Annotated in this window: 27 protein-coding genes; 11 read left to right on the forward strand and 16 right to left on the reverse strand. The window is 61.2% G+C overall.

Going from position 1 to position 25,692, the window contains the following annotated elements; translation table 11 throughout:
• The first annotated feature begins 32 nt into the window (after positions 1 to 32).
• Positions 33 to 983: an SDR family oxidoreductase gene (locus tag FZX13_RS06240; protein ID WP_226408490.1), complete on the forward strand. Its 951-nt coding sequence runs from the start codon at positions 33 to 35 to the stop codon at positions 981 to 983.
• Here FZX13_RS06240 and FZX13_RS06245 read toward each other — a convergent pair.
• Positions 937 to 1,146, reverse strand: a complete 210-nt coding sequence (locus tag FZX13_RS06245) for a hypothetical protein (RefSeq protein WP_226408492.1) — start codon at positions 1,144 to 1,146, stop codon at positions 937 to 939. The genes FZX13_RS06240 and FZX13_RS06245 overlap by 47 nt on opposite strands.
• Between FZX13_RS06245 and pdxA the strand changes: the two genes are divergently transcribed.
• Positions 1,127 to 2,143 carry a 4-hydroxythreonine-4-phosphate dehydrogenase PdxA gene (pdxA, locus tag FZX13_RS06250; protein WP_226408494.1) on the forward strand — a complete coding sequence of 339 codons (1,017 nt, stop codon included), beginning with the start codon at positions 1,127 to 1,129 and terminating at the stop codon, positions 2,141 to 2,143. The two genes, FZX13_RS06245 and pdxA, sit on opposite strands and share 20 nt — an antisense overlap.
• 2 nt (positions 2,144 to 2,145) lie before the next feature.
• Here the strand turns inward: pdxA and accB are convergent, their stop codons facing one another.
• A complete protein-coding gene (gene accB, locus FZX13_RS06255; RefSeq protein WP_115024734.1) occupies positions 2,146 to 2,622 on the reverse strand; it encodes an acetyl-CoA carboxylase biotin carboxyl carrier protein in 477 nt (158 codons plus the stop codon).
• Positions 2,619 to 3,182 (reverse strand): elongation factor P, encoded by a 564-nt coding sequence (gene efp, locus FZX13_RS06260; RefSeq protein WP_226408815.1) that lies wholly within the window; start codon positions 3,180 to 3,182, stop codon positions 2,619 to 2,621. Before efp ends, accB begins: the two co-directional genes overlap by 4 nt.
• Positions 3,183 to 3,247: 65 nt before the next feature.
• Here efp and FZX13_RS06265 point away from each other — a divergent pair, with 65 nt between their 5' ends.
• A complete protein-coding gene (locus FZX13_RS06265) occupies positions 3,248 to 4,327 on the forward strand; it encodes a peptidylprolyl isomerase (protein WP_226408496.1) in 1,080 nt (359 codons plus the stop codon).
• A complete protein-coding gene (gene thiL, locus FZX13_RS06270) occupies positions 4,324 to 5,310 on the forward strand; it encodes a thiamine-phosphate kinase (protein WP_226408498.1) in 987 nt (328 codons plus the stop codon). The genes FZX13_RS06265 and thiL overlap by 4 nt, the downstream gene beginning before the upstream one ends.
• An 81-nt stretch (positions 5,311 to 5,391) precedes the next feature.
• Here the strand turns inward: thiL and gap are convergent, their stop codons facing one another.
• Complete coding sequence (gene gap, locus FZX13_RS06275) at positions 5,392 to 6,417, reverse strand: type I glyceraldehyde-3-phosphate dehydrogenase (protein ID WP_115024731.1); 1,026 nt, start codon at positions 6,415 to 6,417, stop codon at positions 5,392 to 5,394.
• 160 nt (positions 6,418 to 6,577) lie between these two features.
• Between gap and murC the strand changes: the two genes are divergently transcribed.
• From murC to FZX13_RS06290, 3 genes are read left to right on the forward strand one after another with little or no spacing between them, the layout of a single operon-like run.
• Positions 6,578 to 7,987, forward strand: coding sequence for a UDP-N-acetylmuramate--L-alanine ligase (gene murC, locus FZX13_RS06280; RefSeq protein WP_226408500.1), 1,410 nt, complete (start codon positions 6,578 to 6,580; stop codon positions 7,985 to 7,987).
• A complete protein-coding gene (gene murB, locus FZX13_RS06285) occupies positions 7,984 to 8,886 on the forward strand; it encodes a UDP-N-acetylmuramate dehydrogenase (RefSeq protein WP_226408502.1) in 903 nt (300 codons plus the stop codon). Before murC ends, murB begins: the two co-directional genes overlap by 4 nt.
• A gap of 24 nt (positions 8,887 to 8,910) precedes the next feature.
• Complete coding sequence (locus FZX13_RS06290; RefSeq protein WP_115024729.1) at positions 8,911 to 9,252, forward strand: YbaB/EbfC family nucleoid-associated protein; 342 nt, start codon at positions 8,911 to 8,913, stop codon at positions 9,250 to 9,252.
• Here FZX13_RS06290 and rsgA read toward each other — a convergent pair.
• Genes rsgA through grpE form a run of 4 tightly spaced genes read right to left on the reverse strand, consistent with a single transcriptional unit; the run spans position 9,227 to position 12,159 of the window.
• Positions 9,227 to 10,141, reverse strand: coding sequence for a ribosome small subunit-dependent GTPase A (rsgA, locus tag FZX13_RS06295; protein WP_370630795.1), 915 nt, complete (start codon positions 10,139 to 10,141; stop codon positions 9,227 to 9,229). The genes FZX13_RS06290 and rsgA overlap by 26 nt on opposite strands.
• Positions 10,134 to 10,361 (reverse strand): sulfurtransferase TusA family protein, encoded by a 228-nt coding sequence (locus FZX13_RS06300; protein ID WP_115094689.1) that lies wholly within the window; start codon positions 10,359 to 10,361, stop codon positions 10,134 to 10,136. Before FZX13_RS06300 ends, rsgA begins: the two co-directional genes overlap by 8 nt.
• Entirely contained in the window at positions 10,358 to 11,494 is a 1,137-nt protein-coding gene (gene dnaJ / locus FZX13_RS06305) for a molecular chaperone DnaJ (protein WP_226408504.1), read from the reverse strand. Before dnaJ ends, FZX13_RS06300 begins: the two co-directional genes overlap by 4 nt.
• Positions 11,494 to 12,159 carry a nucleotide exchange factor GrpE gene (gene grpE / locus FZX13_RS06310; RefSeq protein WP_226408506.1) on the reverse strand — a complete coding sequence of 222 codons (666 nt, stop codon included), beginning with the start codon at positions 12,157 to 12,159 and terminating at the stop codon, positions 11,494 to 11,496. The genes dnaJ and grpE overlap by 1 nt, the downstream gene beginning before the upstream one ends.
• Positions 12,160 to 12,249: 90 nt before the next feature.
• On the opposite strand from grpE, the gene FZX13_RS06315 reads away from it, so the two are divergent.
• Genes FZX13_RS06315 through FZX13_RS06325 form a run of 3 tightly spaced genes read left to right on the forward strand, consistent with a single transcriptional unit; the run spans position 12,250 to position 16,529 of the window.
• Positions 12,250 to 14,163 (forward strand): GspE/PulE family protein, encoded by a 1,914-nt coding sequence (locus FZX13_RS06315; RefSeq protein WP_226408508.1) that lies wholly within the window; start codon positions 12,250 to 12,252, stop codon positions 14,161 to 14,163.
• A 10-nt stretch (positions 14,164 to 14,173) separates the two neighbouring features.
• Complete coding sequence (locus FZX13_RS06320) at positions 14,174 to 15,250, forward strand: type IV pilus twitching motility protein PilT (RefSeq protein ID WP_226408510.1); 1,077 nt, start codon at positions 14,174 to 14,176, stop codon at positions 15,248 to 15,250.
• Between the two features lie 19 nt (positions 15,251 to 15,269).
• The gene (locus tag FZX13_RS06325) at positions 15,270 to 16,529 is read left to right on the forward strand and encodes a type II secretion system F family protein (protein WP_226408512.1); all 1,260 of its coding nucleotides are present in this window, start codon (positions 15,270 to 15,272) and stop codon (positions 16,527 to 16,529) included.
• Here the strand turns inward: FZX13_RS06325 and FZX13_RS06330 are convergent.
• Together FZX13_RS06330 and msrB are read right to left on the reverse strand one after the other, a co-directional pair.
• A complete protein-coding gene (locus FZX13_RS06330; protein WP_226408514.1) occupies positions 16,504 to 17,772 on the reverse strand; it encodes an NAD(P)/FAD-dependent oxidoreductase in 1,269 nt (422 codons plus the stop codon). The two genes, FZX13_RS06325 and FZX13_RS06330, sit on opposite strands and share 26 nt — an antisense overlap.
• Complete coding sequence (gene msrB / locus FZX13_RS06335; RefSeq protein ID WP_226408516.1) at positions 17,744 to 18,247, reverse strand: peptide-methionine (R)-S-oxide reductase MsrB; 504 nt, start codon at positions 18,245 to 18,247, stop codon at positions 17,744 to 17,746. The genes FZX13_RS06330 and msrB overlap by 29 nt, the downstream gene beginning before the upstream one ends.
• 40 nt (positions 18,248 to 18,287) lie before the next feature.
• Here msrB and dusA point away from each other — a divergent pair, with 40 nt between their 5' ends.
• Complete coding sequence (dusA, locus tag FZX13_RS06340) at positions 18,288 to 19,283, forward strand: tRNA dihydrouridine(20/20a) synthase DusA (protein ID WP_226408819.1); 996 nt, start codon at positions 18,288 to 18,290, stop codon at positions 19,281 to 19,283.
• 13 nt (positions 19,284 to 19,296) lie between these two features.
• Here the strand turns inward: dusA and FZX13_RS06345 are convergent, their stop codons facing one another.
• The 6 genes from FZX13_RS06345 to FZX13_RS06370 form a co-directional block, all read right to left on the reverse strand.
• A complete protein-coding gene (locus tag FZX13_RS06345) occupies positions 19,297 to 19,728 on the reverse strand; it encodes an RNA-binding protein (protein WP_226408518.1) in 432 nt (143 codons plus the stop codon).
• A gap of 126 nt (positions 19,729 to 19,854) precedes the next feature.
• Entirely contained in the window at positions 19,855 to 21,273 is a 1,419-nt protein-coding gene (gene argH / locus FZX13_RS06350; RefSeq protein ID WP_226408821.1) for an argininosuccinate lyase, read from the reverse strand.
• A gap of 28 nt (positions 21,274 to 21,301) precedes the next feature.
• Complete coding sequence (locus tag FZX13_RS06355) at positions 21,302 to 22,714, reverse strand: PP2C family protein-serine/threonine phosphatase (protein ID WP_226408520.1); 1,413 nt, start codon at positions 22,712 to 22,714, stop codon at positions 21,302 to 21,304.
• A gap of 35 nt (positions 22,715 to 22,749) precedes the next feature.
• On the reverse strand, positions 22,750 to 24,297 hold the full coding sequence (gene ftsY / locus FZX13_RS06360; protein WP_226408522.1) for a signal recognition particle-docking protein FtsY: 1,548 nt from the start codon (positions 24,295 to 24,297) through the stop codon (positions 22,750 to 22,752).
• Positions 24,297 to 24,932 carry a transcription antitermination factor NusB gene (nusB, locus tag FZX13_RS06365; RefSeq protein WP_115024717.1) on the reverse strand — a complete coding sequence of 212 codons (636 nt, stop codon included), beginning with the start codon at positions 24,930 to 24,932 and terminating at the stop codon, positions 24,297 to 24,299. The genes ftsY and nusB overlap by 1 nt, the downstream gene beginning before the upstream one ends.
• A 3-nt stretch (positions 24,933 to 24,935) precedes the next feature.
• On the reverse strand, positions 24,936 to 25,670 hold the full coding sequence (locus FZX13_RS06370; protein ID WP_115024716.1) for a DUF502 domain-containing protein: 735 nt from the start codon (positions 25,668 to 25,670) through the stop codon (positions 24,936 to 24,938).
• Between the last annotated feature and the right edge of the window lie 22 nt (positions 25,671 to 25,692).

Below are 25,692 nucleotides of genomic sequence, written 5' to 3' on the forward strand. Positions count from 1 at the left end.
AACAGTACATTTGATCTAATACAGGTGTACTGATGCTGGCCGATCTTGTCAAGCAATCGCAACCACTGGCAGCTGACGCCAAGCTGCTGGTGCTTGGCGGTGGGTACAGCGGACGTTGTCTGGCCCAGCTCGCCCGCTCCATGGGGACGCAGGTGCTCTGCACCCGCCGCTCGCTCGACTCCGAAGAGGCTGATTTGCTCTTCGACAGCAACGGTCAGGAGCATCTCGACCCCGCTGCCTTGGAGGGCGTCACCCATCTGCTGTGCACCATCCCACCGGATCGCGAAGGAAACGATCCGGTGTTGTCCAAACTGCTTGCAACGCTGAGGAGCCTGCCACTGCGATGGGCGGGGTATCTCTCCACCACAGGGGTCTACGGCGATCGCCAGGGTGGCTGGGTGTCGGAGGAGGACGCTCCAGCTCCAGCGCTGGACCGCAGCATCCGCCGCCTGAATTGCGAAGCCGCCTGGCAGCGCTCCGGTCTACCGATCCAGATTCTGCGGCTGCCGGGCATCTACGGCCCGGGCCGGTCGGTTCTCAACGGATTGCAGCAAGCACGCGCGCGCTTGATCGAAAAGCCCGGACAAGTGTTCTGCCGCATCCATGTGGAAGACATCGCAGGGGCTTGCTGGCATCTGATGCATCGCGCCGAGCAGGGACCTCTGCCAACCCTGGCTGGGACCGTGGTGAATGTGGTGGATGACCTACCCGCCGCCACATCCGATCTCCTAAGGCATGCCGCCTCACTGTTGGACTGTGAGTTGCCACCGCTGGAGCAGTTCGATCAGATCGTGGACAGCATGAGCCCGATGGCGCAGTCATTCTGGAGCGAGAACCGCCGCGTCAGCAATCACAGGCTCTGCCAAAAACTCGGTTATCCGTTGTTGCATCCGAACTACCGCGTTGGGCTGCAGGATTGCCTGAATCAGGACACACTCAATCCGTCTGACCTGCGTTCTCCCCCTCAATCAGCCAACGGTTGAAATCGAAGCCCTCGCCTTCCTCAGGCAGGGAAAGCCCCACATCCTCAAGAAAACGAGAGAGATGCAGTTCGATCCAGCCATTGCTCAGGCCAGAGGCCAATCCCACCAACAGACACCCCAGCAGCAGCAAGCGCAGCACAGCGATGGGCCCCCACGATTCCACGAACCCTAGGCATGAGCTGGTGATCGCTCTCGGCGATCCCGCGGGCATCGGCATGGAAGTAGTGCTCAAGGCCCTCGCGTCACCTGAGGTCCCCCAAGAGCTCCAACCACTATTGGTCGGTTGCAGACGCAGTCTGATCCGAACCCATGCGCGATTGATAGAGCAATCGAGCCGACCCCTCGCCGACCCCACAACGCTCAGGATCGACGACCAACCTTTGGTGGACATCGTCCATCCCGGACAACCCACCACCAGCGGAGCCGATGCGGGGTTTCGCTGGCTGACCCGCGCCGTCGAACTGCTGCAGGAACGGGGGTCCCGCGCCCTGGTCACCGCCCCCATCGCCAAACACCTCTGGCATGCGGCCGGCCATCGCTATCCCGGGCAGACCGAACGGCTGGCTGAGTTGGCTGGACGCCAACGCTCCTCGATGCTGTTCACCGCCGTCTCTCCAACCAGCGGCTGGCGCCTGAACACCCTGCTGGCCACCACCCACATCCCCCTCAGCCAAATTCCTCAGGCGCTGACACCAGACCTTGTTCACCACAAACTGAATGTGCTGCACGGCTTCTGTCGACGCTTCACGACAACACCACATCTGCGCATTGCCGGGCTGAATCCCCATGCCGGCGAAGCAGGTCAGCTGGGCCACGAAGAAGCCGACTGGCTAACGCCACTGCTGGATCAATGGCGAGCCGAGCATCCTCAAGTGGACCTAGAGGGTCCAGTGCCTCCCGACACCTGCTGGATCAGTGCAGCTCACGCCTGGCAAACCCCGAACCAACCTGGACCTGACGGCATCCTGGCTCTGTATCACGACCAGGGACTCATTCCAGTGAAGCTGCTGGCTTTCGATGCAGCGGTGAACACCACCTTGGAATTGCCCTTCCTGCGCACCTCTCCCGACCATGGCACCGCCTTCGACATCGCAGCCGAAGGAGTCGCGAGCCCTGACAGCACCATCGCAGCGATCAGGGCCGCCTGGGATCTGAGCTGAACTCAGACCGGCTTGACCCGCATCAGAACCTGCCCGAATTCAACAGGGGTGCCGTTGTCGACCAGGATCTCGACAACTTCACCGCCGACCTCCGACTCCAGCTCGTTCATCAGCTTCATCGCTTCAAGGATGCAAACGGCCTGACCGACGTTGATGCGAGTTCCCACTTCGACGAAGGGAGGCTCTCCTGGTGCGGGCGCTCGGTAGAAGGTGCCCACCATGGGGGCCGTCACCTCGAGCAGGTCACTCCGAGTTGCGGTGGACGCAGGCGGCGCGGACGCAGGCTCTGCTGAGGCAGCAACGGGCGCCGCTGCCGCGACGGGAGCGGGCATCACCGGTGCCATCACGGTTTGGGCTGGCAGGTTGCGACGAATTTCCAGACGGAAATCATCGCCCTCCAACCGGAATTCCTGGATGTCGCTCTCCCCGAGCGCCTCCAGCAGGCGGTGCAGTTGTTCGTGATCCAGCTGCATGGTCATCCGTTTTCGCGGCCGAGGTAACTGTCGTTGCGGGTGTCCACTTTGATCTTTTCTCCCACAGAAAGAAAGAGCGGAACCATCACTTGAGCACCCGTCTCAAGGATGGCGGGCTTGGTGCCACCTGTGGCTGTATCGCCTTTGACCCCAGGATCAGTTTCTTTGATCTCAAGGACAACGGAGTTGGGGAGTTCAACCTCGAGGGGGGTGTCGTTCCAGGACACCACGTTCACCTCCATGCCCTCCTTGAGATATTTACGGCTTTCCCCGATCTGATTGGCACTGAGGCGGGTCTCCTCATAGGTAGACATGTCCATGAAGACGTAGTCCTCACCTTCCATATAGGTGTGCTGAAGGGACGATTTCTCCAACATCGCCTGGGGAAGCATTTCCCCAGCGCGGAAGGTTTTCTCCACCACGTTGCCGGACTTCACCGCCTTGAGCTTCGTGCGCACAAAGGCAGATCCCTTGCCGGGCTTGACGTGCAAGAACTCGACCACGCGCCAGACGGCCCCATCGATTTCAATCGTGGTGCCGGTGCGGAAGTCGTTACTGGAGATCATTCCCACCGAACGGTTCATCGGACTATACGGCTGTGCCAAAGTCGCGTCAGCACTGGGGTTCCCCCTTGGTCCATCAGCGTTTGAACGCCGTCCTTGCTGCCCTGATCAGCTTCGCGCTGATCAGCATTGCTGCCCCTGCCTGCTGGGCCTCCTTGCCCCAGGGCAATGCCGTGAAAGACCCTGCCGCAATTCTCCGGGACGCGCTTCCGTTCGATCAGGACGACATTCGTGAACTGCAGCATCGACTGGAACTCACCAGTGACGATCTGCGGGCCAAACGCTGGTCGGCCCTCGGCAAGACGGTGTCCCGCAGTGAAGCGCTGCTCAACACCCGTCGCGACACCATCCTGAGCGCGGTCCCGGACGCCAAGCGCGGCAAAGCCGAAACACTTTTTCAGAGTGTGGATCAGGGTCTGGAAGACCTGAAAGAGAAGGTCAAAGCCACCGATAAACCGGGCTTCATCGCCGATCGACGCCAAACGCTGCGCTTCATCGGTGATGTAGAGGCATTGCTCGTGCCCGACGGGTTTGAACGGGACATCCCCGCAGAATTCGATGCCCTGCCGCGGCTGCAAGGGAGGGCCACCCTCAGCGTGAGCACCACCCAAGGCGAGCTGACCACCGTGGTGGATGGCTTCAACGCCCCTCTCACGGCAGGTGCTTTCGTCGATCTCGCCCTCAAGGGCTTCTACGACGGACTGCCCTTCATCCGGGCCGAAGATTTCTACGTGCTCCAGAGTGGTGATCCGGAAGGAACGGAGATCGGCTACGTCGATCCGAAGACAAAGCAGGAACGGCATGTGCCCCTGGAGATCCGGGTGCCCGGCGAAGACGACACGATCTACAACGAAACCTTTGAGGACGTGGGCCTGTTCAAGGCGACGCCGACCCTCCCGTTCGCGACCCTGGGCACCCTTGGCTGGGCCCATTCAGACCAGGCCCTCGACGACGGATCCTCGCAGTTCTTCATGTTTCTCTACGAGGCGGAGCTCACCCCTGCTGGTCTGAACCTCGTGGATGGCCGTAATGCAGCCTTTGGCTATGTGGTGGATGGATTCGATGTTCTCGAGGAATTGGGCACCGATGACACGATCACTTCCGTGAAGGTGATCGAGGGAGCGGAGCAGCTCAAAGCCCACGCATGAGCCCAACCCTGGCGGAGCTGAGTGAGGCGGAGCTGCTCAGGCGGCTGGCACGCTTCGCTCCGCCCGATCAGCTCAGTGACGACACGGCGGCCCTGGCCTCCGACGCCAGGCCCCTGTTGATCAACACGGACGTTCTTGTGGACGGCATCCATTTCAGTGATGCAACCACGAGCGCAATGGACGTTGGTTGGCGCGCCGTTGCCGCCAATCTGTCCGACCTGGCAGCAAGTGGTGCCGTCGAAGTCGAGGGAATCACGGTGGCTCTTGTTGCCCCAGGTCTCACCCGCTGGGACTGGGTGGACGGGGTGTACGAGGGCATCAGTGCCGCATTGGAGCAGTACGGCGGCATCCTGCTGGGCGGTGACTGCTCTAAGGGGGAGCAAAGGCTGCTCTCGATCACAGCCCTCGGCCGTCTCGGACCACTGCGCCTCCATCGCAACGCTGCCCGCCCCGGTGATGTGCTCGTCAGCAGTGGTCCCCATGGTCTGAGCCGGCTGGGCCTCGCCCTGCTGCAAAACGACCCCAGCGTCCGTGACATCGCTCTGACAGCGACCTTGCAGGACACAGCGATCGCTAGACACCGGCGACCGGCACCTCGGCTGGACGACGTCCACCAGCTGCTGGCCTGCAAACCGCAGCATCTGCCCTGGCGGGCCGGGGGCACCGACAGCAGCGATGGACTTCTGTCAGCCGTCGCAGGACTCTGCAGCAGCAGCGGCTGTGGGGCACTCCTCTGGAACGATCGGCTGCCGATGGCCGAAGGCTGGCCTGAGGGGCCTCAATGGACGGATTGGTGCCTCTCCGGAGGGGAGGATTTTGAGCTGGTGCTGAGCCTTCCCGAGGCCTGGGCCAACGTCTGGGAGCAATGCATCCCCAACAGCCGACGCTTCGGCCAGATCAATGAAGAAGCGGGCATCATCCGCTGGGCCCACAACCATGAGCGCGTGGACGCAGGCGGATTTGATCACTTCAGCCAGCCCTGACTGACCTGCCCTAAGCGGAGGCACCTGAACAAAAAAAATCCCCCCCTGGCGGGAGGGATGAAAAAAGCGATCAGCTGACGATCACTTCCAGTTCTTGGCGACCACCTCGGCGAGGTCAACAACACGCTGGCTGTAGCCCCACTCGTTGTCGTACCAGGCCAGGATCTTCACCGCCTTGTCACCCATGGCATAGGTGAGGTCGGCATCGAAGATGGTGGACTCGTTGGTGCCGGCGTAGTCGGTGGAGACCAGGGGCAGGTCGCTGTACTTGATGATCCCCTTCATGCCGTTCTCAGAAGCCTCCTTCATCACGGCTTTCACTTGCTCAACGGAAGCTCCCTTCGATGTTCCAAAGGTGAGGTCAACAGCCGACACGTTCGGGGTGGGAACGCGCATGGCGAAGCCGGTGAGCCTGCCCTTCACTTCGGGATAAACCAGGGCGACAGCCTTGGCAGCACCCGTTGTGGTGGGAACCATATTCAGGGCAGCAGCACGGGCACGGCGTAAGTCGCGGTGGCTGTTGTCGAGAATTCGCTGGTCACCGGTGTAGCTGTGAATGGTGGTCATCAGACCCCACTCCATGCCGAAGTTCTGATCGAGAACTTTGACGATCGGAGCCAGGCAGTTGGTGGTGCAGCTGGCGTTGCTGAGAATGTCCCAGTCTTCGTGGCGGTACTGGTCGTCGTTAACGCCCACCACGAAGGTGCCGACGCCGTCACCCTTGCCAGGAGCGGTGAGGATCACCTTTTTGGCACCAGCCTGGATGTGCATGCTGGCCTTCTCATCGGTGTTGAACACACCGGTGGACTCGATCACCAGGTCAACGCCCCACTCTTTCCAGGGGCAGTTGAGGGGATTGCGGTCAGCGAAGAACTTGATCTCCTTGCCGTTGACGAACATCGAGGTGTCCGTGGTCTTGATGTCCACGGAAGGGTCCAGACGCCCAAGGATGGAGTCGTAGGTCAGCAGGTGAGCGCTGGTGGCAGGGTCGGAGGTGGAGTTCATTCCCACGATTTCCAGGCCGGTATCAGCGCCACGGCTGATCCAACCCCGCAGAACATTGCGACCGATCCGGCCGAATCCATTGATCGCAACGCGCAGGGTCATGGAAGAAGCGGCAAAGCCGCGCAGGGGTTTTGGCCGCAGATCATACAGAAATCGGCAGAAATACCTTGTTTTGCATCGATTGAATCGGCTCGATCCGTCCCTCAGATCGGCAGACAAGCGGCGACAACTGGCCTATCTTTCCCCAGATCGAAACCCTCAGTTGCCGCGCCTGCTCGACCGTCAGACACCAGTCCACTTCATCGGTGTCGGCGGAATTGGCATGTCGGCCTTAGCCCGGATCCTGGTCGACCGCGGTCATCCAGTCAGCGGCTCAGACCCGCGAGATAACGCAACAACACAACAACTGAAAACCCTTGGGGTGAAGGTTTTCAGCCAGCAGGACGAGGCCTGCATTGACGCCGTCACGGGTTCGACGATCGCTTGTTCCCCTGTGGTGGTGATCAGTACAGCCATCCCCGACTGCAATCCTGAGCTCCAACGTGCCCGTCAGATCGGCCTTGAGATCTGGCATCGCTCCGATCTTCTGGCGGCTCTGATCGAGCAGCAACCCTCGATCGCTGTGGCCGGCAGCCACGGCAAGACCACCACCAGCACGTTGATCACCACCTTGCTGCTGGAAGCCGATCAAGACCCGACCGCTGTCATTGGTGGCATCGTTCCCCGTCTGGGCAGCAATGGCCACGCCGGCCAGGGGAAACTGCTTGTGGCTGAGGCGGATGAATCCGACGGATCCTTGGTGAAGTTCAGCCCAAGCCTGGGCGTGATCACCAACTTGGAGCTGGATCACACCGATCACTACACCAGTATCGACGACCTGATTTCAACCCTGCAACGCTTCGCGAACGGTTGCGATCGCGTGCTGGCCAATCACGACTGTCCGATCCTGCAAGAACACTTCCAGCCGACCGCCTGGTGGTCCAATCAAAGCGCTGAATCCGTTGACTTCGCCGCCCTGCCTCTGAGCCTTGAGGGAGATCGCTGCGTGGCGCGTTTCTACGAATCAGGCCGCCCCATCGGCGACTTCACCCTGCCGATGGCCGGGCTGCACAACCTGAGCAATGCAACAGGCGCCCTGGCGGCCTGCCGCATGGAGGGACTCCCCTTCGATCAGTTGGTGAAGGGACTCGCTGGCCTGAAAGCACCCGGCCGCCGATTTGATCTTCGGGGCACCTGGAAGGGGCGTCACATCGTTGACGACTACGCCCACCACCCCAGTGAAGTGAAGGCAACCCTGGAGATGGCTCGCCTGATGGTGAGCAGTGGTCGCAGTCCGCTTCCCACAGCACCTCAGCGCGTGCTGGCGGTGTTCCAGCCCCATCGCTACAGCCGCACCCAGCAGTTCCTCGATGGGTTTGCCCAGGCACTGCAGAACTGTGATCTGCTCCTGCTGGCCCCCGTCTACTCGGCAGGGGAGCAACCCCTGCAAGGCATTTGCAGCAACGCCCTGGCGGATCGGATCCGCAACATGAAGCCTGATCTACAAATCGCCGTCGCGGACAACCTCGATGAACTCACCGACCTGGTCATGCAGCACAGCCGCGAACAGGATCTCGTCCTGGCGATGGGTGCTGGCGATGTGAATGGACTGTGGTCAAGGCTGACGTCATGAGCCAATGCGATGCCCGCCTGCCCCAGGCCGAAGTCAGCCTTGCGGAGTTCACCACCTGGCGGGTGGGAGGAGCCGCCGAATGGCTTGCGGAACCCGTCAGCCTTGACGAAACCCAGGCCTGGATCCAATGGGCCATGCAACAGGGCATGCCCTGCCGCATCATCGGTGCTGGGTCGAATCTGCTGATTGACGATGACGGCCTACCAGGGCTCTCGCTCTGTCTTCGCAAACTTCAGGGGCTGCAACTCGATGAAACCGATGGCACCGTTGAGGTGCTCGCCGGTGAACCGATCCCATCGCTGGCGCGACGGGCTGCTCGCGCTGGACTGCACGGCCTCGAATGGTCGGTTGGCATCCCAGGCACCGCAGGCGGTGCTGCTGTCATGAATGCAGGAGCCCAGGGGGGCTGTACCGCGGAGTGGTTGGAATCGGTGCGGGTCATGCCCCTGGATGGGGGCGACTGCTTTGAGCTTCGGAGCGATCAATTGGACTTCGCCTACCGCCACAGCCGTCTCCAAGACAACGACCTTGTTGTGTTGTCAGCACGGTTCCGCCTTGAACCAGGTCACGATCCGAACGAACTGAAACGCGTGACCAGCGCGAACCTCAGCCATCGCACCACCACGCAGCCCTATCAACAGCCCAGCTGCGGCAGCGTTTTCCGCAATCCCGAACCTCTCAAGGCCGGACGGCTGATCGAAGAGCAGGGGCTGAAGGGAACACGCATCGGCGGCGCAGAAATCTCAACCATGCACGCCAATTTCATCGTCAATACAGGCCACGCCCAGGCGGATGACATCGCCCGGCTGATCCAGCTGGTGCAGGACCGTGTCGAAGCCCAGTATGGAATCCGTCTTCACCCCGAAGTGAAACGCCTGGGATTCGCTTCCGCGACTTAACCTTCCGACTCCCACAGGATCGCCATGGCAGGGTTCGGACTCCCAAATTTCGGTCAACTCACCGAAGCCTTCAAGAAGGCCCAGGAGATTCAGCAGAACGCTCAGGCTCTGCAGGACGAACTGGACGGGATGGAGATCGAAGGCCAGAGCAACGATGGGCGCGCCAGTGTCTGGCTATCGGGCAACCAACAACCACTGCGGGTTCGGCTGGACCCGGCCCTGCTGCAGGAGGGTCAACAGGCGAGCGAAGCGGCGACCCTGGAAGCCCTGCAAGCGGCCTATGAGCAATCCACCGCCACGATGAAGGGCCGGATGGAGGAACTGACCGGTGGCCTAAACCTCAACCTCCCCGGGATGGGCGGCTGAGGCTGTTCTGCTCAATCAACGCAGCCTTGTAGAGGGGATAGCGCTCCCAATCGCTGGAGACGCCGCAGCCGGGCTCGCCGCGATGCAAGCAATCGCGAAACCTGCAGGGCCAGGGATCCAGTTGCTGCCGGAGCTCCGGAAAAAGGATCGCCAGTTCCTGCGGATCATCCGGCAGATCAGGACGGTTGAAGCCGGGGGTATCGGCCACCCTTGCGCTTGGCCCCAGAGGAAACAGCTCCACATGGCGGGTGGTGTGGCGACCGCGCTGCAAGCGTCCAGACACCGCAGCCGTACGAAGTTGAAGATCAGGACGCAGATGGTTGAGCAGGCTGCTTTTGCCCACCCCGGAGGGCCCACAGAGCACCGAGAGCTCTGCGGCAGCCAAGCGTTGCCGTAGGGCATCCATGCCCATTCCGGAGGTACTGCAGAGCGCCAGAGGGTCATACCCCCACCCCTTCAAACGGATCACGAGCCGCTCAAGAGCTGCGGCTGAAATGAGGTCTGTCTTGGTGAGCAGAAGGATCACATCCAGCCCCGTGCGTTCCGCCGTCAACAGGAAGCGACTGGCCTGATCAGGGTCAAAACTTGGCTGCTCCACAGCCAACACCACAGCCACCAACGAGACATTGGCCACCGGTGGCCGTGACAGAAAGCTATGGCGTGGCTCCACGTCGGCCACAACAGCGCGGGCCTGGCCCGGGTCAATCGCTTCGACGCAAACCCGATCACCCACATAGACCGCTTCCCCCCGATGGGTCAATCGGGTGCGGCGCGTGCAGAGCAGTCGCCCTGGGCATCCGGCAGGGGCGACGTCTAGCTCGACTTCCAGATAATTGGCCTGAAGCGCCACCACCATCCCCGAAGCCACGGAGCTGCTGGCGTCAACCACCACAGATCACCTCGATGGTGACTGCATCTGGCGTTTGATCAACGCACTGGACACGATGACCAGCATCCCTTAACCCCGGCAGAACCATGGCCTCCGGCTCGCCCCTGTCGAGACAGACCTCAAGGCAGTCACCGGAGCTCATCTGCTCGAGGGTGAGCTTGCAGCGAATGAAATTCACTGGACAGGGCGTTCCCCGCAAATCCAGGGAACGCCTGCTCATCCCTTCTGACCAAACAAGCGAGCAAATAACCCACTGTTGTGGTGATGGTGCTGCTTGCCGCGGGCGGAATGGTGACCCGCCAGCTGTTCCAGAAGTTCCCGCTCCGTATCGCTGAGCCGCTTCGGCAGATCGACGGTGACCGTCACGCGCTGGTCACCCCGCGCCACCGGATTGCCAAGTTTGGGAATGCCGTGATTCGGCAGGGTGAGCACGGTGCCGGGCTGCGTGCCGGCAGGGATGTTCAGCTCCTTGGTGCCATCCACGGTTTCCACCTCGATCGTGTCGCCGAGAATCGCCTGGAGGTAGCTGACCTTCACCTCCGAAAAGATGTTCAAACCATCCCGCTGGAGGCGTGGATGATTGCGGACGGTCAGGAAGACGTAAAGGTCACCGGACGGGCCTCCCCGGGGTCCCGCATTGCCTTCGCCCGAGACCCGAAGTCGTGTTCCGGTGTCCACCCCGGCAGGAATGTTGATCCGCAGCTTCTTGCGCACCTGTTTGACACCTTGGCCACCACAGGATCCGCAAGGATCCGCAATCACCTGGCCCGTCCCACCACAGGTGGGACATTCGGCGACCTGGGTAAAGCTGCCGAAGGGGGTCCGAGTGGCACGGCGCACCTGCCCGACACCACCGCAGGTTCCGCAGGTGGTGGGTCCACTACCCGCCTTGGCACCGCTGCCGCCGCAGGTGTCGCAGGTCTCCAGATGCGGGATCTTGATCTCCTGCTCTTGGCCGAAAACCGCCTGCTCGAAATCGATCGTTAGGTCGTAGCGAAGATCATCGCCCTGCTGGGGACCCTGACGCCGCGGCCGACCACCACCGGCTCCGCCGGGTCCACCGAATCCCTGGAAAAACGTCTCGAACAGATCAGCGAACCCGCCCATGTCCCCCATGTCCGGGGCGCCAGCCGCACCACCAAGACCGGCTTCACCGAACTGGTCGTAACGGGCACGGGTCTGCGGATCACTCAGCACTTCGTAGGCACGACCAATGTCCTTGAAGCGGTCCTCAGCACCGGGATCTTTATTGATATCGGGGTGGTACTGACGCGCCATGCGGCGATAAGCCTGCTTGAGGCTGTCAGGATCCACATCCCGACTGACGCCGAGCAGGTCATAGAAGTCGGCCATCAGGCCTCCTCCGCCGTCTGATCCGGTGCGGCCTCAACCGGCGCTGCATTGGACGGTCCGGGACCCATCGACACCTTCACCATCGCGTGGCGCAGCACACGTCCATCGCGGTGGTAACCGCGCTGGAGCTCTTCACACACCACATCCTCAGCGAACTCGCTGCTTTCTTCTCGCAACACGGCCTCATGCAGGTTCGGGTCGAACTCCTGGCCGACCACCTCCATCCGTGCCACGCCCTGCTGCTTCAGCACATCCACCAGTTGCTTGTACAGACCCTGGTAACTGCGGTGCAGAGCCTGAGCTTCCTCACCTTCAGGATTGAGCTGCTGACGGGCCCGCTCAAAGTTGTCGACGACCGGAAGAATTTCGGTGAGGGTCGAACAGACCAGCTGCTGACGCATGTCGTCCTGATCGCGGCTCTGTCGCTTGCGGAAGTTGTCGAAGTCCGCCGCAATGCGCACATATTGGCCATTGAGCGTCTCGTGCTCCTGCTTCAGCGTGGTCAACTCCTGCTCGAGTTGCTGCATCCGATCCGCCGGATCAACAGCTGCGGGTGCCTGATCGGAGGTTGCCTCTGACGCATCCGGAGTTGACTCCGGGGTGGCTGGAACAGCACCGGACTCAACGGTCTGATCCTGCTCTGGGGTGGAGGCGTCGCCGCTCATGCTGACCGCTCAGGGATTGCTGTCTAGACATGTTGAAGGGCAACGCTCACCTCCCACAAGCTGCGGAAGCCCGCACCTCGGCCGCAACCCATGACTTTGACGCTGCCAACCCCTGATGCCGGCGACACGGCGCGGCAGCGGTTCGCGCTTGAACTGTTGCTGCAGCAGCCTGTTCCGGGGCCGGACCAGTTGCTGGCAAGCCGCAGCCTGCTGGATAACGCCTTACCGGATGTGCAGGCGGATCAATGGCGCGTGCTCCAGGCCATGCCGATCGCAATCAATGCTGACAACCTCGACATTGCGATTCCCAGCCAGTGGCGAGACCAGGAATGGCAACACCTGATCGATCAGCTGCCGGAACAACACCGCACAATCCGCCTGCACCCAGCCATCGAAGCGGATCTGCTGGAAGCTCTGCACACGGAAACGACTGAAACGGAGGACCCAGCGCTGACCGAGCCGATGCAGCCCATCGCAGGAGAACCAAGCAGCGCTGAAACACAAAACGACCCAGCCACTCAGCCGGTAGAAGAGATCCGCACACTTGCTGCATCAGAAGCCGACACCAAGCTCGACGCTGGTGCTGAATCCTTTCTGCAGGACTTCAGCCCCGAGGGGGTGCTGGAAAGCGACGAGGACGACGACGCCCAATTGGCCCGCGACGCCACTGACCTGGAGACCAGCCTCAAGGATGCGGAAGCCTCGCCCGTGGTGACGCTGGTGGACCGGATCCTGCTGCAGGCCATGGCAGTCAAGGCCAGCGACATCCATGTGGAGCCGCAACAAAGAGGGCTGCGACTGCGGTTCCGCCAGGACGGTGTGCTCCAGCAGTACGTCGAACCGCTCCCGAGTCGGCTCATTCCCGCAGTGACATCCCGCTTCAAGATCCTGGCGGATCTGGACATTGCCGAGCGTCGTCAAGCCCAGGACGGCCGCATCCGCCGCAAGTACCGCGACAAGGTCATTGATTTCCGCGTCAACACCCTGCCCAGTCGCTTCGGTGAAAAGGTCTGTTTGCGCCTGCTGGACAGCGGTGCAACACAGCTGGGCTTGGACAAACTCATCAGTGATCCCGACGCCTTGGCACTGGTGAGGGATCTGGGCTCCAAGCCCTTCGGAATGATCCTGGTCACCGGGCCAACAGGATCCGGCAAGTCCACCACGCTTTATTCACTTCTGGCCGAGCGCAACGATCCCGGCATCAACATCTCCACGGTGGAAGACCCGATCGAATACACCCTGCCAGGCATCACCCAATGCCAGGTGAACCGTGAGAAGGGCTTCGATTTCGCCACTGCACTGCGGGCCTTCATGCGCCAGGACCCGGACGTTCTGCTGGTGGGAGAAACCCGTGATCTGGAAACAGCCAAAACCGCTATTGAGGCAGCACTCACCGGTCACCTAGTGCTCAGCACCCTGCATGCCAACGATGCACCGAGCACCATTGCGCGACTGGACGAAATGGGCGTAGAGCCGTTCATGGTGTCGGCCTCTCTCATCGGGATCGTCTCCCAGCGTTTGCTGAGACGGGTCTGCCCCCACTGCCGCGAGCCCTACCGGCCGGAGGAAGGGGAACTGGGCCGCTTCGGACTGATGGCGAGCCGAGAAGCGGATGTCACCTTTTACCGGGCCCACCATCACAGTCCCAACGAACCGGTCTGCTCCCACTGCCAGGGAAGCGGCTACAAGGGTCGTGTCGGCATCTATGAGGTGCTGCGCATCCAGGACGACATGGCCACTGCCATCTCCAAAGGCGCCAGCACCGATGTGATCCGACAGCTGGCCCTTGAATCGGGCATGGTGACCCTGCTGGGCTACAGCCTTGAACTGGTGCGACGGGGCGAGACCACCCTCGAAGAAGTGGGTCGGATGGTGTTGACGGATTCCGGACTGGAATCCGAGCGCAGGGCCCGCGCCCTCAGCACAATGACCTGTGAAGGATGCGGTGCCGGTCTACAGGAAGGCTGGCTCGAGTGTCCCTATTGCCTAACACCACGCCACTGAGGAGCCGGTCATGGATCTGATGATCGAAGACCTGATGGAACAACTGGTGAAGGGCGGTGGAAGCGATCTTCACCTCGCCACCGGCCAGCCGCCCTATGGCCGCTTCAGCGGCGAGCTTCGGCCGATGACGGATCGGCCGCTAGCCGAGGAGGACTGCAACAAGCTGATCTTCTCGATGCTCAACAACAGCCAGCGCAAAACGCTGGAACAAACCTGGGAACTGGACTGCGCCTACGGCCTGAAGGGCGTTGCACGCTTCCGCGTCAACGTATACCGACAGAAAGGCAGCTATGCGGCCTGCCTTCGAGCCCTCGGCAGCAAGATTCCCAGCGTTGAATTGCTGAACCTGCCACCAGTGGTGCTGGAAACCAGCGCGCGGCCCCGGGGGCTTGTGCTGGTGACCGGTCCCACCGGATCCGGAAAGACCACCACCCTGGCGGCACTGCTTGATCACATCAACCACACCCGCAGCGAACACATCCTCACGATCGAAGACCCGATCGAATTCGTGTACCAGAGCGATAAGAGCCTGGTGCACCAACGCCAGCTGAACGAAGACACGCGAAGCTTTGCCAACGCCTTGCGCGCCGCCCTGCGGGAAGACCCAGACGTGATCCTGGTGGGTGAGATGCGGGATCTGGAGACCATTCAACTGGCCGTGAGTGCTGCTGAAACCGGACATCTCGTCTTCGGAACCCTTCACACCAGCTCCGCGGCCCAGACCGTGGACCGGATGGTCGACGTCTTCCCACCAGAACAACAGACGCAGATCCGTGTGCAGCTCTCGGGCAGCTTGGTGGCTGTGTTTTCCCAGACCCTTTGCCGGCGTCAAAACCCGGCAGAAGGACAGTTTGGTCGGGTGATGGCGCAGGAAATCCTGATCAACACACCCGCCACAGCCAACCTGATCCGCGAGGGGAAAACGGCACAGCTGTACTCACAGATTCAGACCGGCGGAGAACAGGGCATGCAGACCCTTGAAAAGGCCTTGGCCAACCTGGTGCTCAATGGAGATGTATCCCGTGCCGAAGCGATGGGCAAAGCCAGCAAACCGGGCGAATTGCAGCGATTGATCGGTGACATCTGATCCCAAGAAATAAGCATCGATGGCCGCCTTCATTGCCTCCTATGCCGGTCCGACCGGACAACCCCGAACGGTGACGATCAAGGCAGCTGACCTTGCTGAAGCCAAAAAACTGCTGCGGCGTCGGGGCATTCGCGCTGAAGAACTGCGGCCCGTCAGCCCCGGAAACACCCAAGGCACGAAACAAGACGAAGCAACGGGCGGCGGTCTCAGTTCTTTTGACCTCAATCGCCTGCTTGAGAAAGCGCCAGGGGTGAAGGAGAAGGCCGTGTTCGCCAGCAAACTGGCCGCCCTGGTCGATGCAGGCGTCCCGATCGTGCGCAGCCTCGATCTGATGGCCACACAGCAAAAACTGCCGATGTTCAAACGCGCGCTCAACAAAGTGAGCCTCGACGTCAATGAGGGCATTGCGCTGGCAACAGCCCTGCGTCAGTGGCCGAAGGTGTTTGACCAGCTCACCATTGCCATGGTGGAAGCCGGGGAAGCAGGTGGTGTGCTGGATGAAGCCCTTAAGCGACTAGCCAAATTGCTCGAGGACAACGCCAAACTTCAGAACCAGATTAAGGGAGCACTCGGCTATCCCGTGGCAGTGCTGGTGATCGCCATCCTGGTGTTCCTCGGCATGACCATCTTTCTGATCCCGACCTTTGCGGGGATCTTCGAAGACTTGGGCGCCGAGCTGCCGGCCTTCACCCAACTGCTCGTTGATCTGAGCGCACTGCTGCGCTCTTCCGTCGCGCTTTATGCCGTAGGGGTGATCCTGCTGGCGATCTGGCTATTGGGCCGGTTTTACGCCACCCACAACGGCCGTCGGACGATCGATCGCCTGGTGCTGAAACTGCCACTCTTCGGTGAACTGATTCTGATGACGGCGACAGCTCAGTTCTGTCGGATCTTCAGCTCACTGACCCGAGCAGGTGTGCCAATTCTGATGTCGATGGAGATCTCGAGCGAAACCGCCGGCAACTCGATCATTTCCGACGCGATCCTGGCGTCGCGGAGCATGGTGCAGGAAGGGGTGCTTTTAAGCAATGCCCTCATCCGCCAAAAAGTGCTTCCGGATATGGCGCTGAACATGCTGGCCATCGGCGAGGAGACCGGTGAGATGGACAAGATGCTCAGCAAGGTGGCGGACTTCTACGAAGACGAAGTCGGAGCCATGGTCAAGGCGCTCACCTCAATGCTCGAGCCCGCAATGATTGTGGTGGTCGGCGGCATCGTGGGTTCCATCCTGCTGGCGATGTACCTGCCGATGTTCACCGTGTTTGATCAGATTCAGTGAGCGCGACGCCCATCGCCTGGCCCGCCAGCCAACCGCCGCTCCAGCAGGCCTGAAAGTTGAAACCGCCGGTCACCCCGTCCACATCCAGCAGTTCACCAGCTAGGTAAAGACCGGGGCACCGGCGGCTCTCCATCGTGGCCAGGTTGACGTCCCCCAAAGCGACACCTCCGGCGGTGACGAACTCCTCCCCGAATGGCCCACGCCCCTGGATCGACAAACTCTGCGCGCAGAGGATCTCCACCAGTTGACGCTCCGCCTTGATCGGCAGATCGGCCCAACGGCGATCAGCCTCCACCCCAGCGATAGCCAAAAAGGCGTGCCACAACCGCCGCGGCAGATGCTCGAACGGCTTCGCTGCTGAAAGGGTTCGCCGGGCCTGCTCCTGCCGCCACTGCTGCAGCCGCTGCTCCACCCCTTGACAGCCCAACCCAGCACTCCAATCCAGCTTCAGCTCCCCCTTGTAACGGCTCTGATGCAAAGCCCTGGCGGCAAAGGCTGAGAGGCGCAGCGTGGCCGGACCACTCAGACCACGGTGGGTGATCAACACCCGCCCGGTCTGGCGGAAACGCTCGGTGCCCAGCTTCAGATCAAGACCCACATCATCGATGGCAATGCCACTGCAGGCCGTCAGGGCCGGCGCCTGCAGCGTGAGGCTGAACAGCGATGGCACCGGTGGCACCACCTGGTGGCCGAGGGCCTCCGCCAGTTTTCGACCACTGGGATGCCCCCCCGTAGCCAGCATCAAACAGCGTGCATGCATAGGCTCCAGGCCGCGGCCCTCGAGCACAAAGCCACCCTCGGAGTGAACGCGCACCTGCTGGACCATCGCCTTGGTTCGCAGCTGAACACCCGATGCCCGAGCCGCCTTTTGCAGGCACTGAATCACCGCCTCGGAACGGTTCTGCTGCGGGAACATCCGTCCATCGGGTTCCTCCACCAGCGTGAGCCCATGCTCGTCAAACCAAGCGATCGCATCCCCGCAAGCGAAGCGACTGAAGGGCCCCCGCAAGGGTCGACTGCCTCGGGGGTAATGGATGGCCAGTTCACGGGGGTCCCAGCAGGCATGAGTCACATTGCAGCGACCGCCCCCGCTAATGCGAACCTTCTGGAGCGGCTCAGGGGTGCCTTCCAGCACCAACACCCGCTGAACCCCTTGCTCGGCAGCCGTGATCGCTGCCATGTATCCGGCAGGTCCACCGCCAACGACGATCAGATCAAGCGGGCTGGAAGCGGAGGGCGACACCGTTGTTGCAATAGCGCTTGCCAGTAGGTCGAGGTCCGTCATTGAACACGTGGCCCTGGTGCCCACCGCAGCGGCTGCAGTGGTATTCCGTGCGCGGCAGGATCAATTTGAAATCTACTTTCGTGGCGATGGCACCATCCAGGGGCTGCCAGAAGCTGGGCCAGCCGGTGCCGCTGTCGAACTTCGCCTCAGAGGAAAAGAGGGCAAGATCACAACCGGCGCAGTGATAGGTCCCCGTCCTCTTCTCGTTGTTCAGGGGACTGGTGAAGGGCCGTTCCGTTCCCTCATTGCGAAGCACGTCATAGGCCTGGGGAGATAAGCGCTCACGCCACTGGTCTGCATCGAGATCCCATGACGAATCGCCAGCTTTGGACGCTGCCAGCACGGCCTGAGGTCTCCAGAGACTGCCAAAAACACCTGCAATCGCCGCCAACAGCAGCGATCGCCGGGACAGAACGGCAGCACTCAAGCTCATCGATGCAGACGCAGGAAACTTGAGCGGTTCTAATGGATTGATGACCGTCGCCGGATCCACCGCTGCCTACCGCTTCAGTGTGGCGCCGATGCTGGATTGCACCGACCGCCACTTCCGGGTGCTGATGCGGCAGATCAGCCGCAGAGCTCTGCTCTACAGCGAAATGGTCGTGGCCCAGGCGCTGCATCACAGCAAGCGACGCAACAAGCTGCTGGATTTCGATCCTGTTGAACATCCGATCGCACTGCAGGTCGGTGGCGACGATCCAGCCCTGCTGGCCGAAGCCGCACGACTGGCTCAGGACTGGGGCTACGACGAGATCAACCTCAATGTGGGCTGTCCCAGTCAAAAAGTGCAAGCCGGCAATTTCGGAGCCTGTCTAATGGCGGAACCGGATCTGGTCGCCCGCTGCGTGGAAGCCATGGTGGACGCGGGGGGACTCCCTGTGACCGTGAAGCATCGGATCGGCATTGACGACCTCGACAGCGACGCGTTGCTGACGAACTTTGTGGATCGTGTGGCGCTGGCAGGGGCCAGCCGCTTCGCTGTTCATGCGCGTAAGGCCTGGCTGGAGGGCCTGGATCCCAAGCAGAACCGAACGATTCCTGCGCTCAGGCATGACCGCGTGCATGCCCTAAAGCAGCGCCGACCCGATCTGGTGATTGAACTCAATGGGGGGCTGGAGTCACCTGAAGACTGCCTTTTGGCGCTGGAAGGGTGCGATGGCGCCATGGTGGGGCGGGCCGCTTACAGCCATCCCCTGCGCTGGACCAGCGTCGATGCCTTGATCTTCGGAGAAGAGGAACGCCAGATCCTGGCGTCAGACGTCGTGGACGGCCTGCTTCCCCATGCGGCCGCTCATCTGGAGAGAGGAGGACGTTTATGGGACCTTTGCCGTCACCTTGTGCAGCTCGTGGAAGGCGTCCGTGGTGCCCGGCACTGGCGCCGGGAGCTGGGAGAGAAAGCCCAGCGACCCGGAGCCGACCTCAGTGTCCTGGTCCATGCCGGGCAACAGCTCAAGGACGCAGGACTCTGATCAACGACTGGCGTCAGCCCTGAGCTCCGCCGTAACCGGAATAGTCATCACCACCACTGGAGGATCCACGGCGACGACGGCTGCGGCCTTCGTCATAGGCATTGCCTTCTCCACTGTTGTCGCGGGCTCCATAGCTGCGATCTTCCCAGCCGCGAGCTCCGGAGGGGCGATCACCGCCACCACCGCCACGACGGGGAGCACTGCCCCGGGGTTCAGCTTTGTTGATCCGCAGAGGACGGCCCATCAGTTCTGCACCCTGAAGACCTTCAATCGCTGCGTCTTCGGTGGACTCATCCGCCATCTCGATGAACGCAAAACCACGCTTGCGGCCTGTATCCCGCTCGAGCGGCAACGCACAGTTAGACACTTCACCGAACTGGGCAAACAGTTCAATCACATCTTCCTGCTCAGCGCGGAAGGGAAGGTTGCCGACAAAAATGCTCACGTTTTGCGTGGACCGGGTACGAAACAGTGGACCGAAGAGGCCTGGAATATTGCCATCGGGCCATGACTCCGGAACGAAGTGACATACCTCTGGCTAATTAAGCGTAGACCCGTTTATGGGGGAGAGTCATCCCACCGCTTGACTTCCGTTGTAACGCTGTAACCAGCGCTGAAGCTGTTGATCAACACGCTCAAATCCCGTTCCCCCTTCACTGCGACGAGCAGCCACAACCGCCCGGGGAGCCAGGGCGTCATGCAGATCCGCCTCAAAGGCTGGATGGAGTTCCTTCCAGGCACTCAGATCAAGGTCCCGCAACAAACAACCCTGCTCGAGACAGCGCCGAACGACAGCGCCAACCAATTGATAGGCCTCGCGAAATGGAACACCACGAGCCACCAGATAGTCGGCCACATCGGTTGCATTGGAGAAATCCTGCTCCACCGCTTCATTGAGGCGCTCGACTCTGAAATCAAGACCTTCCTCAAACAAAATCGCCATCGCCTCAACACAATCACGTGTTGTGCGGAAGGCATCAAACAGCGCCTCCTTGTCTTCCTGAAAATCCTTGTTGTAGGCCAGCGGAAGACCCTTGATCATGGTCAACAACCCCTGGAGATGCCCGAAGACCCGTCCGGTCTTGCCCCGAACCAGCTCAGGCACATCGGGATTCTTCTTCTGGGGCATGAGGCTGCTGCCCGTGGCACAGCGGTCGCTGAGCCTCACGAAGCCAAATTCCTCGGACGCCCAGGCGATCACCTCTTCCGCCAGACGGCTCAGATGCACCATCACCAGGGACGCAGCAGCAGAGAACTCAACGCAGAAATCACGGTCGCTGACGGCATCAAGGCTGTTGGCATAAACCGCTGAAAAACCAAGCTCATTCGCCGTGCGCTGGCGATCAATCGGCACCGGTGTACCCGCCAGTGCAGCAGCCCCAAGCGGGCAGATGTTCACGCGTTTCCGCACATCCTGAAGACGCTCACGGTCGCGCTCCAACATCTCGACGTAGGCGAGGAGGTGATGGGCGAGACAGAGCGGTTGCGCCCGCTGCAGATGGGTGTACCCGGGGATCATCGTGCGGCGATGACGATCCGCCTGGGTCAGCAGCGCACCCTGCAACCGCTGCAGATCCTGATCCAGACCATCCAGCCGTCGCCGCAGCCAGAGCCGTAAATCGGTACCGACCTGATCGTTGCGGCTGCGTCCGGTGTGCAGCTTCTTGCCCACTGGACCCAGCAGAGCAATGAGGCGACGTTCCACAGCGAAGTGAACATCCTCATCCGCCAAACCGGGCTGAAAACTGCCGGACGCCGCCTCAGCACGAACTGTCTCAAGGCCCTCCACCAGTTGCTCAGCTTCCGCCTCGGTGATCACTCCTGCGCCAGCCAACATCCGGGCATGCGCGATCGATCCATCCAGATCCTCCTGAAGCAACGTGAGGTCAAAACCGATGGAGGCATTGAACGCCTCGATGAAGGGATGCAAACCCTGCTCAAAACGATCGCTCCAGGTCCCTGCAGCACCACCGGTCACCCCACCAGCCATCAGTTCATCCGTCAATTTCCTCAGCTTGTCAGGCGATTGACCGTCCCTGCACACTCGGCAACGTGACCGCTTCCGGAACCTTCAGCACCACAAGGGAAGCGTCATCCTCCAGCTGGCGATCCGAACCCACAAATCGATCCAAGCGTTCAAACAGGCTTTCAAGAATCCCCTGCGCCCCCTGACCACTGCGACATGCCGTTTCAAGGGCACGAATCAGCCGCGCCTCATCAAAACGATCTCCGGTGATCCCCGGTGCTTCCGTCACGCCATCGGTGTAATAGAGCAACACGTCTCCCGGTTCGAGCCGAACCTCACCAAGGGCAAACTCAGCCTCAGGCTGAAGACCGATCAGCAACCCTGCGGCATCTAGCCGCATGATCACCCGTCGTTCAGCACGCCAGAGCAAGGGAGGGTTATGGGCCGCGTTGGCATAGCGCAACCGCAACGTGCGCGGATCCAGATCGGAATAAAACAGCGTCACAAACCGGTGGGATTGCGCGAGGTCCTCTTGAGCCAACTGGTTGAGGTCATGAAGAATCCGGTCCGGCGGCAGCCCACTGAGAACCTCAGCACGCAGCATCCCGCGCAACATCGTCATCAGCAGCCCGGCAGGAACGCCTTTGCCCATGACATCTCCCATCACCAGCGCCCAGCGACCCCGCTCTCGACGACGGCCGATCAGTTCCGGACGGGTGGGAATGAAGTCGTAGTAATCACCGCCCACCTGAAAAGCAGGCCGGCACCGCGCAGCCAAGTCGACGCCCTCGATCACGGGGCACCGATCCGGCAACAACTGGGCCTGAATCTCTGCTCCGATGCTGAGTTGTCGGTCGACCCGCTCATGACGGCGGGCATCCTGCAGCATCTGATCGTTTTCGATCGCAACACCAGCGAGATCCGCCACCAACTGGACATGCCGACGATGCACCTCGGTCCAGACCAATGAACCGTTGCGGGCATAGACGTAAAGGCGGCCCCGCGACCGACCACGGGCCGTCACAGACGTGGCAAACAGACCCGCTTTGGGAATGCAGCGTTGGACCAGACGATCAAGCGCCAGCACCTGCTGGTCGTCGCTGCCAAACCCTGCTGCAGTCCCAGGTTCAAAAGCGGCCAGCCGCCGCAACAGATCCTGTGAAGGATCCACCGGAATGCCCTGCAACTGATCACGCCAGAGGCGACCATCCGTCTGAAACGGAACCAGCAGGGCACCCTCAACCCCCACCAGACGCGAGGCCACGACAGGCACAAGCTCAAGAAACCGTTGGAGATTGGTGAAGCTGCGCAGAGCAAACCCCAAGGAAACCAACAGGTCCTGGTTGCGGCGCTGTTCTTTGCTGAGGCTGTCAAAAAGCTGACGCAACGAGTCGATCGCCTGGGGCGAAGGATTCCCGGTCCGCTGCGAGGGCCTGGGATGACGTCCGGGCGGCTTGCTGCTCAACCTCGCACCACCGTGATCCGCAAGGTAGCAACGCTTCAGCGTCCAGCCAGCAGTGCCTCAATGAATTCAAAACTGTTGAAGGGGCGCAAATCGCGAATCCCCTCACCAGCGCCAATAAAACGAATCGGCAAGCCAGCCTCAGACGACACCGCTAGAGCCACGCCGCCACGGGCTGTGCCGTCCAGTTTCGTGATCACAACGCCAGTGAGCCCGGCCGCCTCAGCAAAGGCCATGGCCTGACGAAGCCCGTTCTGACCCTGGCTTGCATCAAGAACCAGCAACGATTCGACCTTCGCCTCCGGCGCCAAACGGTCGATGATCTTCCTGACTTTTTGGAGTTCCTCCATCAGGTTGTGCTTGGTCTGCAGCCGTCCGGCCGTGTCCACCAGCAGCAAATCCGACCCCCGCGAACGGGCCGCACCGATGGCATCGAACACAACAGCAGCTGGATCCGCATTGCTGCTGGGGTTTGACACCACCGGGACATCGCTGCGCTCGCCCCAGATCTCAACTTGCTGGACAGCAGCAGCACGGAAGGTATCTGCCGCCGCGATTAAAGCCGAATAACCGCTGCGAACTGCGAGGTTGGCCAATTTCCCAAGGGTCGTTGTCTTGCCAACGCCATTCACCCCCACCATCAACCAGATGTTGAGGCGATCCCGTTCCGGCGCCAGAAGGGGAACACCACTGGCCTGGATCGGCGCATCCAACAGGCCACGCAGCTGTTCCTTGAGAAAGCAAATCCCTTCTTGAGGGTCAACCACCTCCTGATTCATCCGCTGCCGCAAGGCATCCAGCACCTGATCGGTGGCCTGGACGCCAGCATCAGCCCTCAACAACAAGGTTTCGAGATCGTCGAGAACCTCAGGGGTCAGCGGATCGTCACCAAGGTTCTCGAGAAGACCGGTCACAAAACCCTGACGGGTCTTCTCGAGGCCGCGGCGAAGCCGGCCCAACCAATCAATTTCCTCGAGGGAAACCTGATCAACACGACGCCCTTGGGCCGCAAGGACCTCAGCCGACCAGGTGAAATCCTGATCAAAGTCACCCAGCCGTGGCTCGTCCGAGTCGACGGTGGGCTCGGGCGCTGGAGCCGGAGTGGGTGCAGGGGGAGCCTCGAAGGCTCTGTTGTCCAGATCCTGCTGACGCTGCTGGCGTTGAGCCGCGGCTTGCTCCAGCAACGACAGCCCTTGTGCTGGGGTTGGGGACGGCGTCTGGGTTGGTGGCTGACTCGGTAGCGGGGACGGAGTCGGTAGGGATACCGTTGCCGGTGCCGGGGTTGGTTCGGGACTCGGCTCAGGAGTGGGCTCGGGAACAGCTTCAGCTGGACGCGTCGCGGACTGCTGCTGTGCCTTCAAGCGGGCGTAAGCCTCACGGGCCCAAGCCAGGGCCTCGTCTTCCTCCTCGGTGACTTCAGGAGCTGGGGTCGGCTCTGGTTGGGTGACAGCAACTTCAGAAGAAACCGACGTGGGCTCCGGGGTGGGCTCCTGGGCAGGAGCCGGCTCCGATGTAGGCGCCGGGGTGGGCGTCGGCTCTGGCTTCGGAGACTCCTCAGCCTGTCGTTCGAACCAGTTGAACACCATCAGGCTGATGCTTTGGATTGAGCGTCATGAAACCGGCGCAAGACACCGTTAATCATCCGGCGACCCTGCTCATCGCTGTAACGGTTGGCCAGTTCAACCGCTTCGTTAAACGCCACCGGGGCTGGAGTTCGCAGGCTTTCAAGATCAACAACAGCCAACCGGAGGATGTCGCGGTCAATCCGCGGAAGACGCGTCAGTCTCCAGCCCTCCATCACCTGATCCAGCCGTGTGTCGATGCCCTCGCGCTGGGTCAGCACCTTCTGAACCCGCTCCATGGCACCACGGCGAATCTGCTCCTGGTCCCCGAGCAACAACAGCCGAGGCAACTCAAGGCTGGCGGACAATCCGTTCAGCACCTGTTCAGCCGCACTCAAGGATGAGCGCAGATGGGTGCGCACAGCGTCATGGGTTCCGGTTTCGCCCTGCTGCAACTCGCTGTCCAGCAATGACTGCTGCGCCTGCTCCAGCTCTGCAGCACTGGCATCGAGCGATTCCCGCCAATGCTGGGTGAGGGTGTCGAGGGCCTGATCAAGGATGGAATCAAGGGCCAAATCAGCCACTGAGGCTGACTTCTGTTCCGGCACCTGACCGAGCACGAGCAGAGCTAGCTCGCGTGAAAGAGATCGTGTCGCCATGACTCAGCTGGAAGGAGATGCAGAAGCCCGCAACTGGGCCATGAGGCTGGAGAAACTTCGATTCACGGGTGCTTCCCGATCATCGGGGTTGACGATGCCAGCAGAAATGATCGTTCGGAAGGCCTCTTCAACACTGATCTCAAGCTCCCGGACGGACCCCGCAGGAACAAGGGTGTACCAACCGGTGGTTGGATTCGGAGCGGTGGGAATGAACACACTTAAAAGAGGCTCCTTCAGATCGGACTGCAGCGAGGGACCCACCTCACCGGTCACAAAACCGACGCTGAATAACCCCTCTCTTGGGTACTCCACCAGAACAACTCGACGGAACCGGGTGGAGTTGTCGCGAAGAAAGGTCTCCAGTAACTGCTTCAGGGTTTTGTAAACCGAGCCAGCGAGGGGGATCCGGCTCAGGGTGCCCTCACCGAACTCCAACAGCCAGCGGCCAACGATATTTCGGGCCATTAATCCGATCAGGAGGATGCCCATCAGAGGCACCGTGAGACCGAGAGCCAGATTGATCAGATCCTGAAGCAGTGGGTTCAGGGTGATGAAGGGATTGAACTGCTTCGGGATCGAGGTCAAGAACGCCAGAACGAAGCGACTGACGATTGTTGACAACCAGATCGTGGTCGCGAGTGGGATCACCACGAGCAACCCTGCGATCAGGTCGTTCTTCAGATCCTGCCGAAGCCTTGCGGACAGCGGCAGATCAGGTCTGGGATTGGACTGGACCAAGGAGCCTCTGCGCCCAGCTTTG

The organism is Synechococcus sp. MU1625, assembly GCF_020514205.1.
Lineage (GTDB): Bacteria > Cyanobacteriota > Cyanobacteriia > PCC-6307 > Cyanobiaceae > Parasynechococcus.

What these genes read in the sequence shown, in the direction of transcription:
- murB (WP_226408502.1), top strand. Translation starts at nt 7,984, where the DNA reads ATGAGCCAATGCGATGCCCGCCTGCCCCAGGCCGAAGTCAGCCTTGCG.
- msrB (WP_226408516.1), bottom strand. Translation starts at nt 18,247, where the DNA reads ATGAGCTTGAGTGCTGCCGTTCTGTCCCGGCGATCGCTGCTGTTGGCG.
- ftsY (WP_226408522.1), bottom strand. Translation starts at nt 24,297, where the DNA reads ATGGTGTTCAACTGGTTCGAACGACAGGCTGAGGAGTCTCCGAAGCCA.
- FZX13_RS06240 (WP_226408490.1), top strand. Translation starts at nt 33, where the DNA reads ATGCTGGCCGATCTTGTCAAGCAATCGCAACCACTGGCAGCTGACGCC.
- grpE (WP_226408506.1), bottom strand. Translation starts at nt 12,159, where the DNA reads ATGAGCGGCGACGCCTCCACCCCAGAGCAGGATCAGACCGTTGAGTCC.
- efp (WP_226408815.1), bottom strand. Translation starts at nt 3,182, where the DNA reads ATGATCTCCAGTAACGACTTCCGCACCGGCACCACGATTGAAATCGAT.
- thiL (WP_226408498.1), top strand. Translation starts at nt 4,324, where the DNA reads ATGAGCCCAACCCTGGCGGAGCTGAGTGAGGCGGAGCTGCTCAGGCGG.
- gap (WP_115024731.1), bottom strand. Translation starts at nt 6,417, where the DNA reads ATGACCCTGCGCGTTGCGATCAATGGATTCGGCCGGATCGGTCGCAAT.
- FZX13_RS06320 (WP_226408510.1), top strand. Translation starts at nt 14,174, where the DNA reads ATGGATCTGATGATCGAAGACCTGATGGAACAACTGGTGAAGGGCGGT.
- FZX13_RS06325 (WP_226408512.1), top strand. Translation starts at nt 15,270, where the DNA reads ATGGCCGCCTTCATTGCCTCCTATGCCGGTCCGACCGGACAACCCCGA.
- FZX13_RS06300 (WP_115094689.1), bottom strand. Translation starts at nt 10,361, where the DNA reads ATGAGCAGGCGTTCCCTGGATTTGCGGGGAACGCCCTGTCCAGTGAAT.
- dusA (WP_226408819.1), top strand. Translation starts at nt 18,288, where the DNA reads ATGACCGTCGCCGGATCCACCGCTGCCTACCGCTTCAGTGTGGCGCCG.
- FZX13_RS06315 (WP_226408508.1), top strand. Translation starts at nt 12,250, where the DNA reads ATGACTTTGACGCTGCCAACCCCTGATGCCGGCGACACGGCGCGGCAG.
- FZX13_RS06290 (WP_115024729.1), top strand. Translation starts at nt 8,911, where the DNA reads ATGGCAGGGTTCGGACTCCCAAATTTCGGTCAACTCACCGAAGCCTTC.
- argH (WP_226408821.1), bottom strand. Translation starts at nt 21,273, where the DNA reads ATGGCTGGTGGGGTGACCGGTGGTGCTGCAGGGACCTGGAGCGATCGT.
- pdxA (WP_226408494.1), top strand. Translation starts at nt 1,127, where the DNA reads ATGGGCCCCCACGATTCCACGAACCCTAGGCATGAGCTGGTGATCGCT.
- nusB (WP_115024717.1), bottom strand. Translation starts at nt 24,932, where the DNA reads ATGGCGACACGATCTCTTTCACGCGAGCTAGCTCTGCTCGTGCTCGGT.
- dnaJ (WP_226408504.1), bottom strand. Translation starts at nt 11,494, where the DNA reads ATGGCCGACTTCTATGACCTGCTCGGCGTCAGTCGGGATGTGGATCCT.
- accB (WP_115024734.1), bottom strand. Translation starts at nt 2,622, where the DNA reads ATGACCATGCAGCTGGATCACGAACAACTGCACCGCCTGCTGGAGGCG.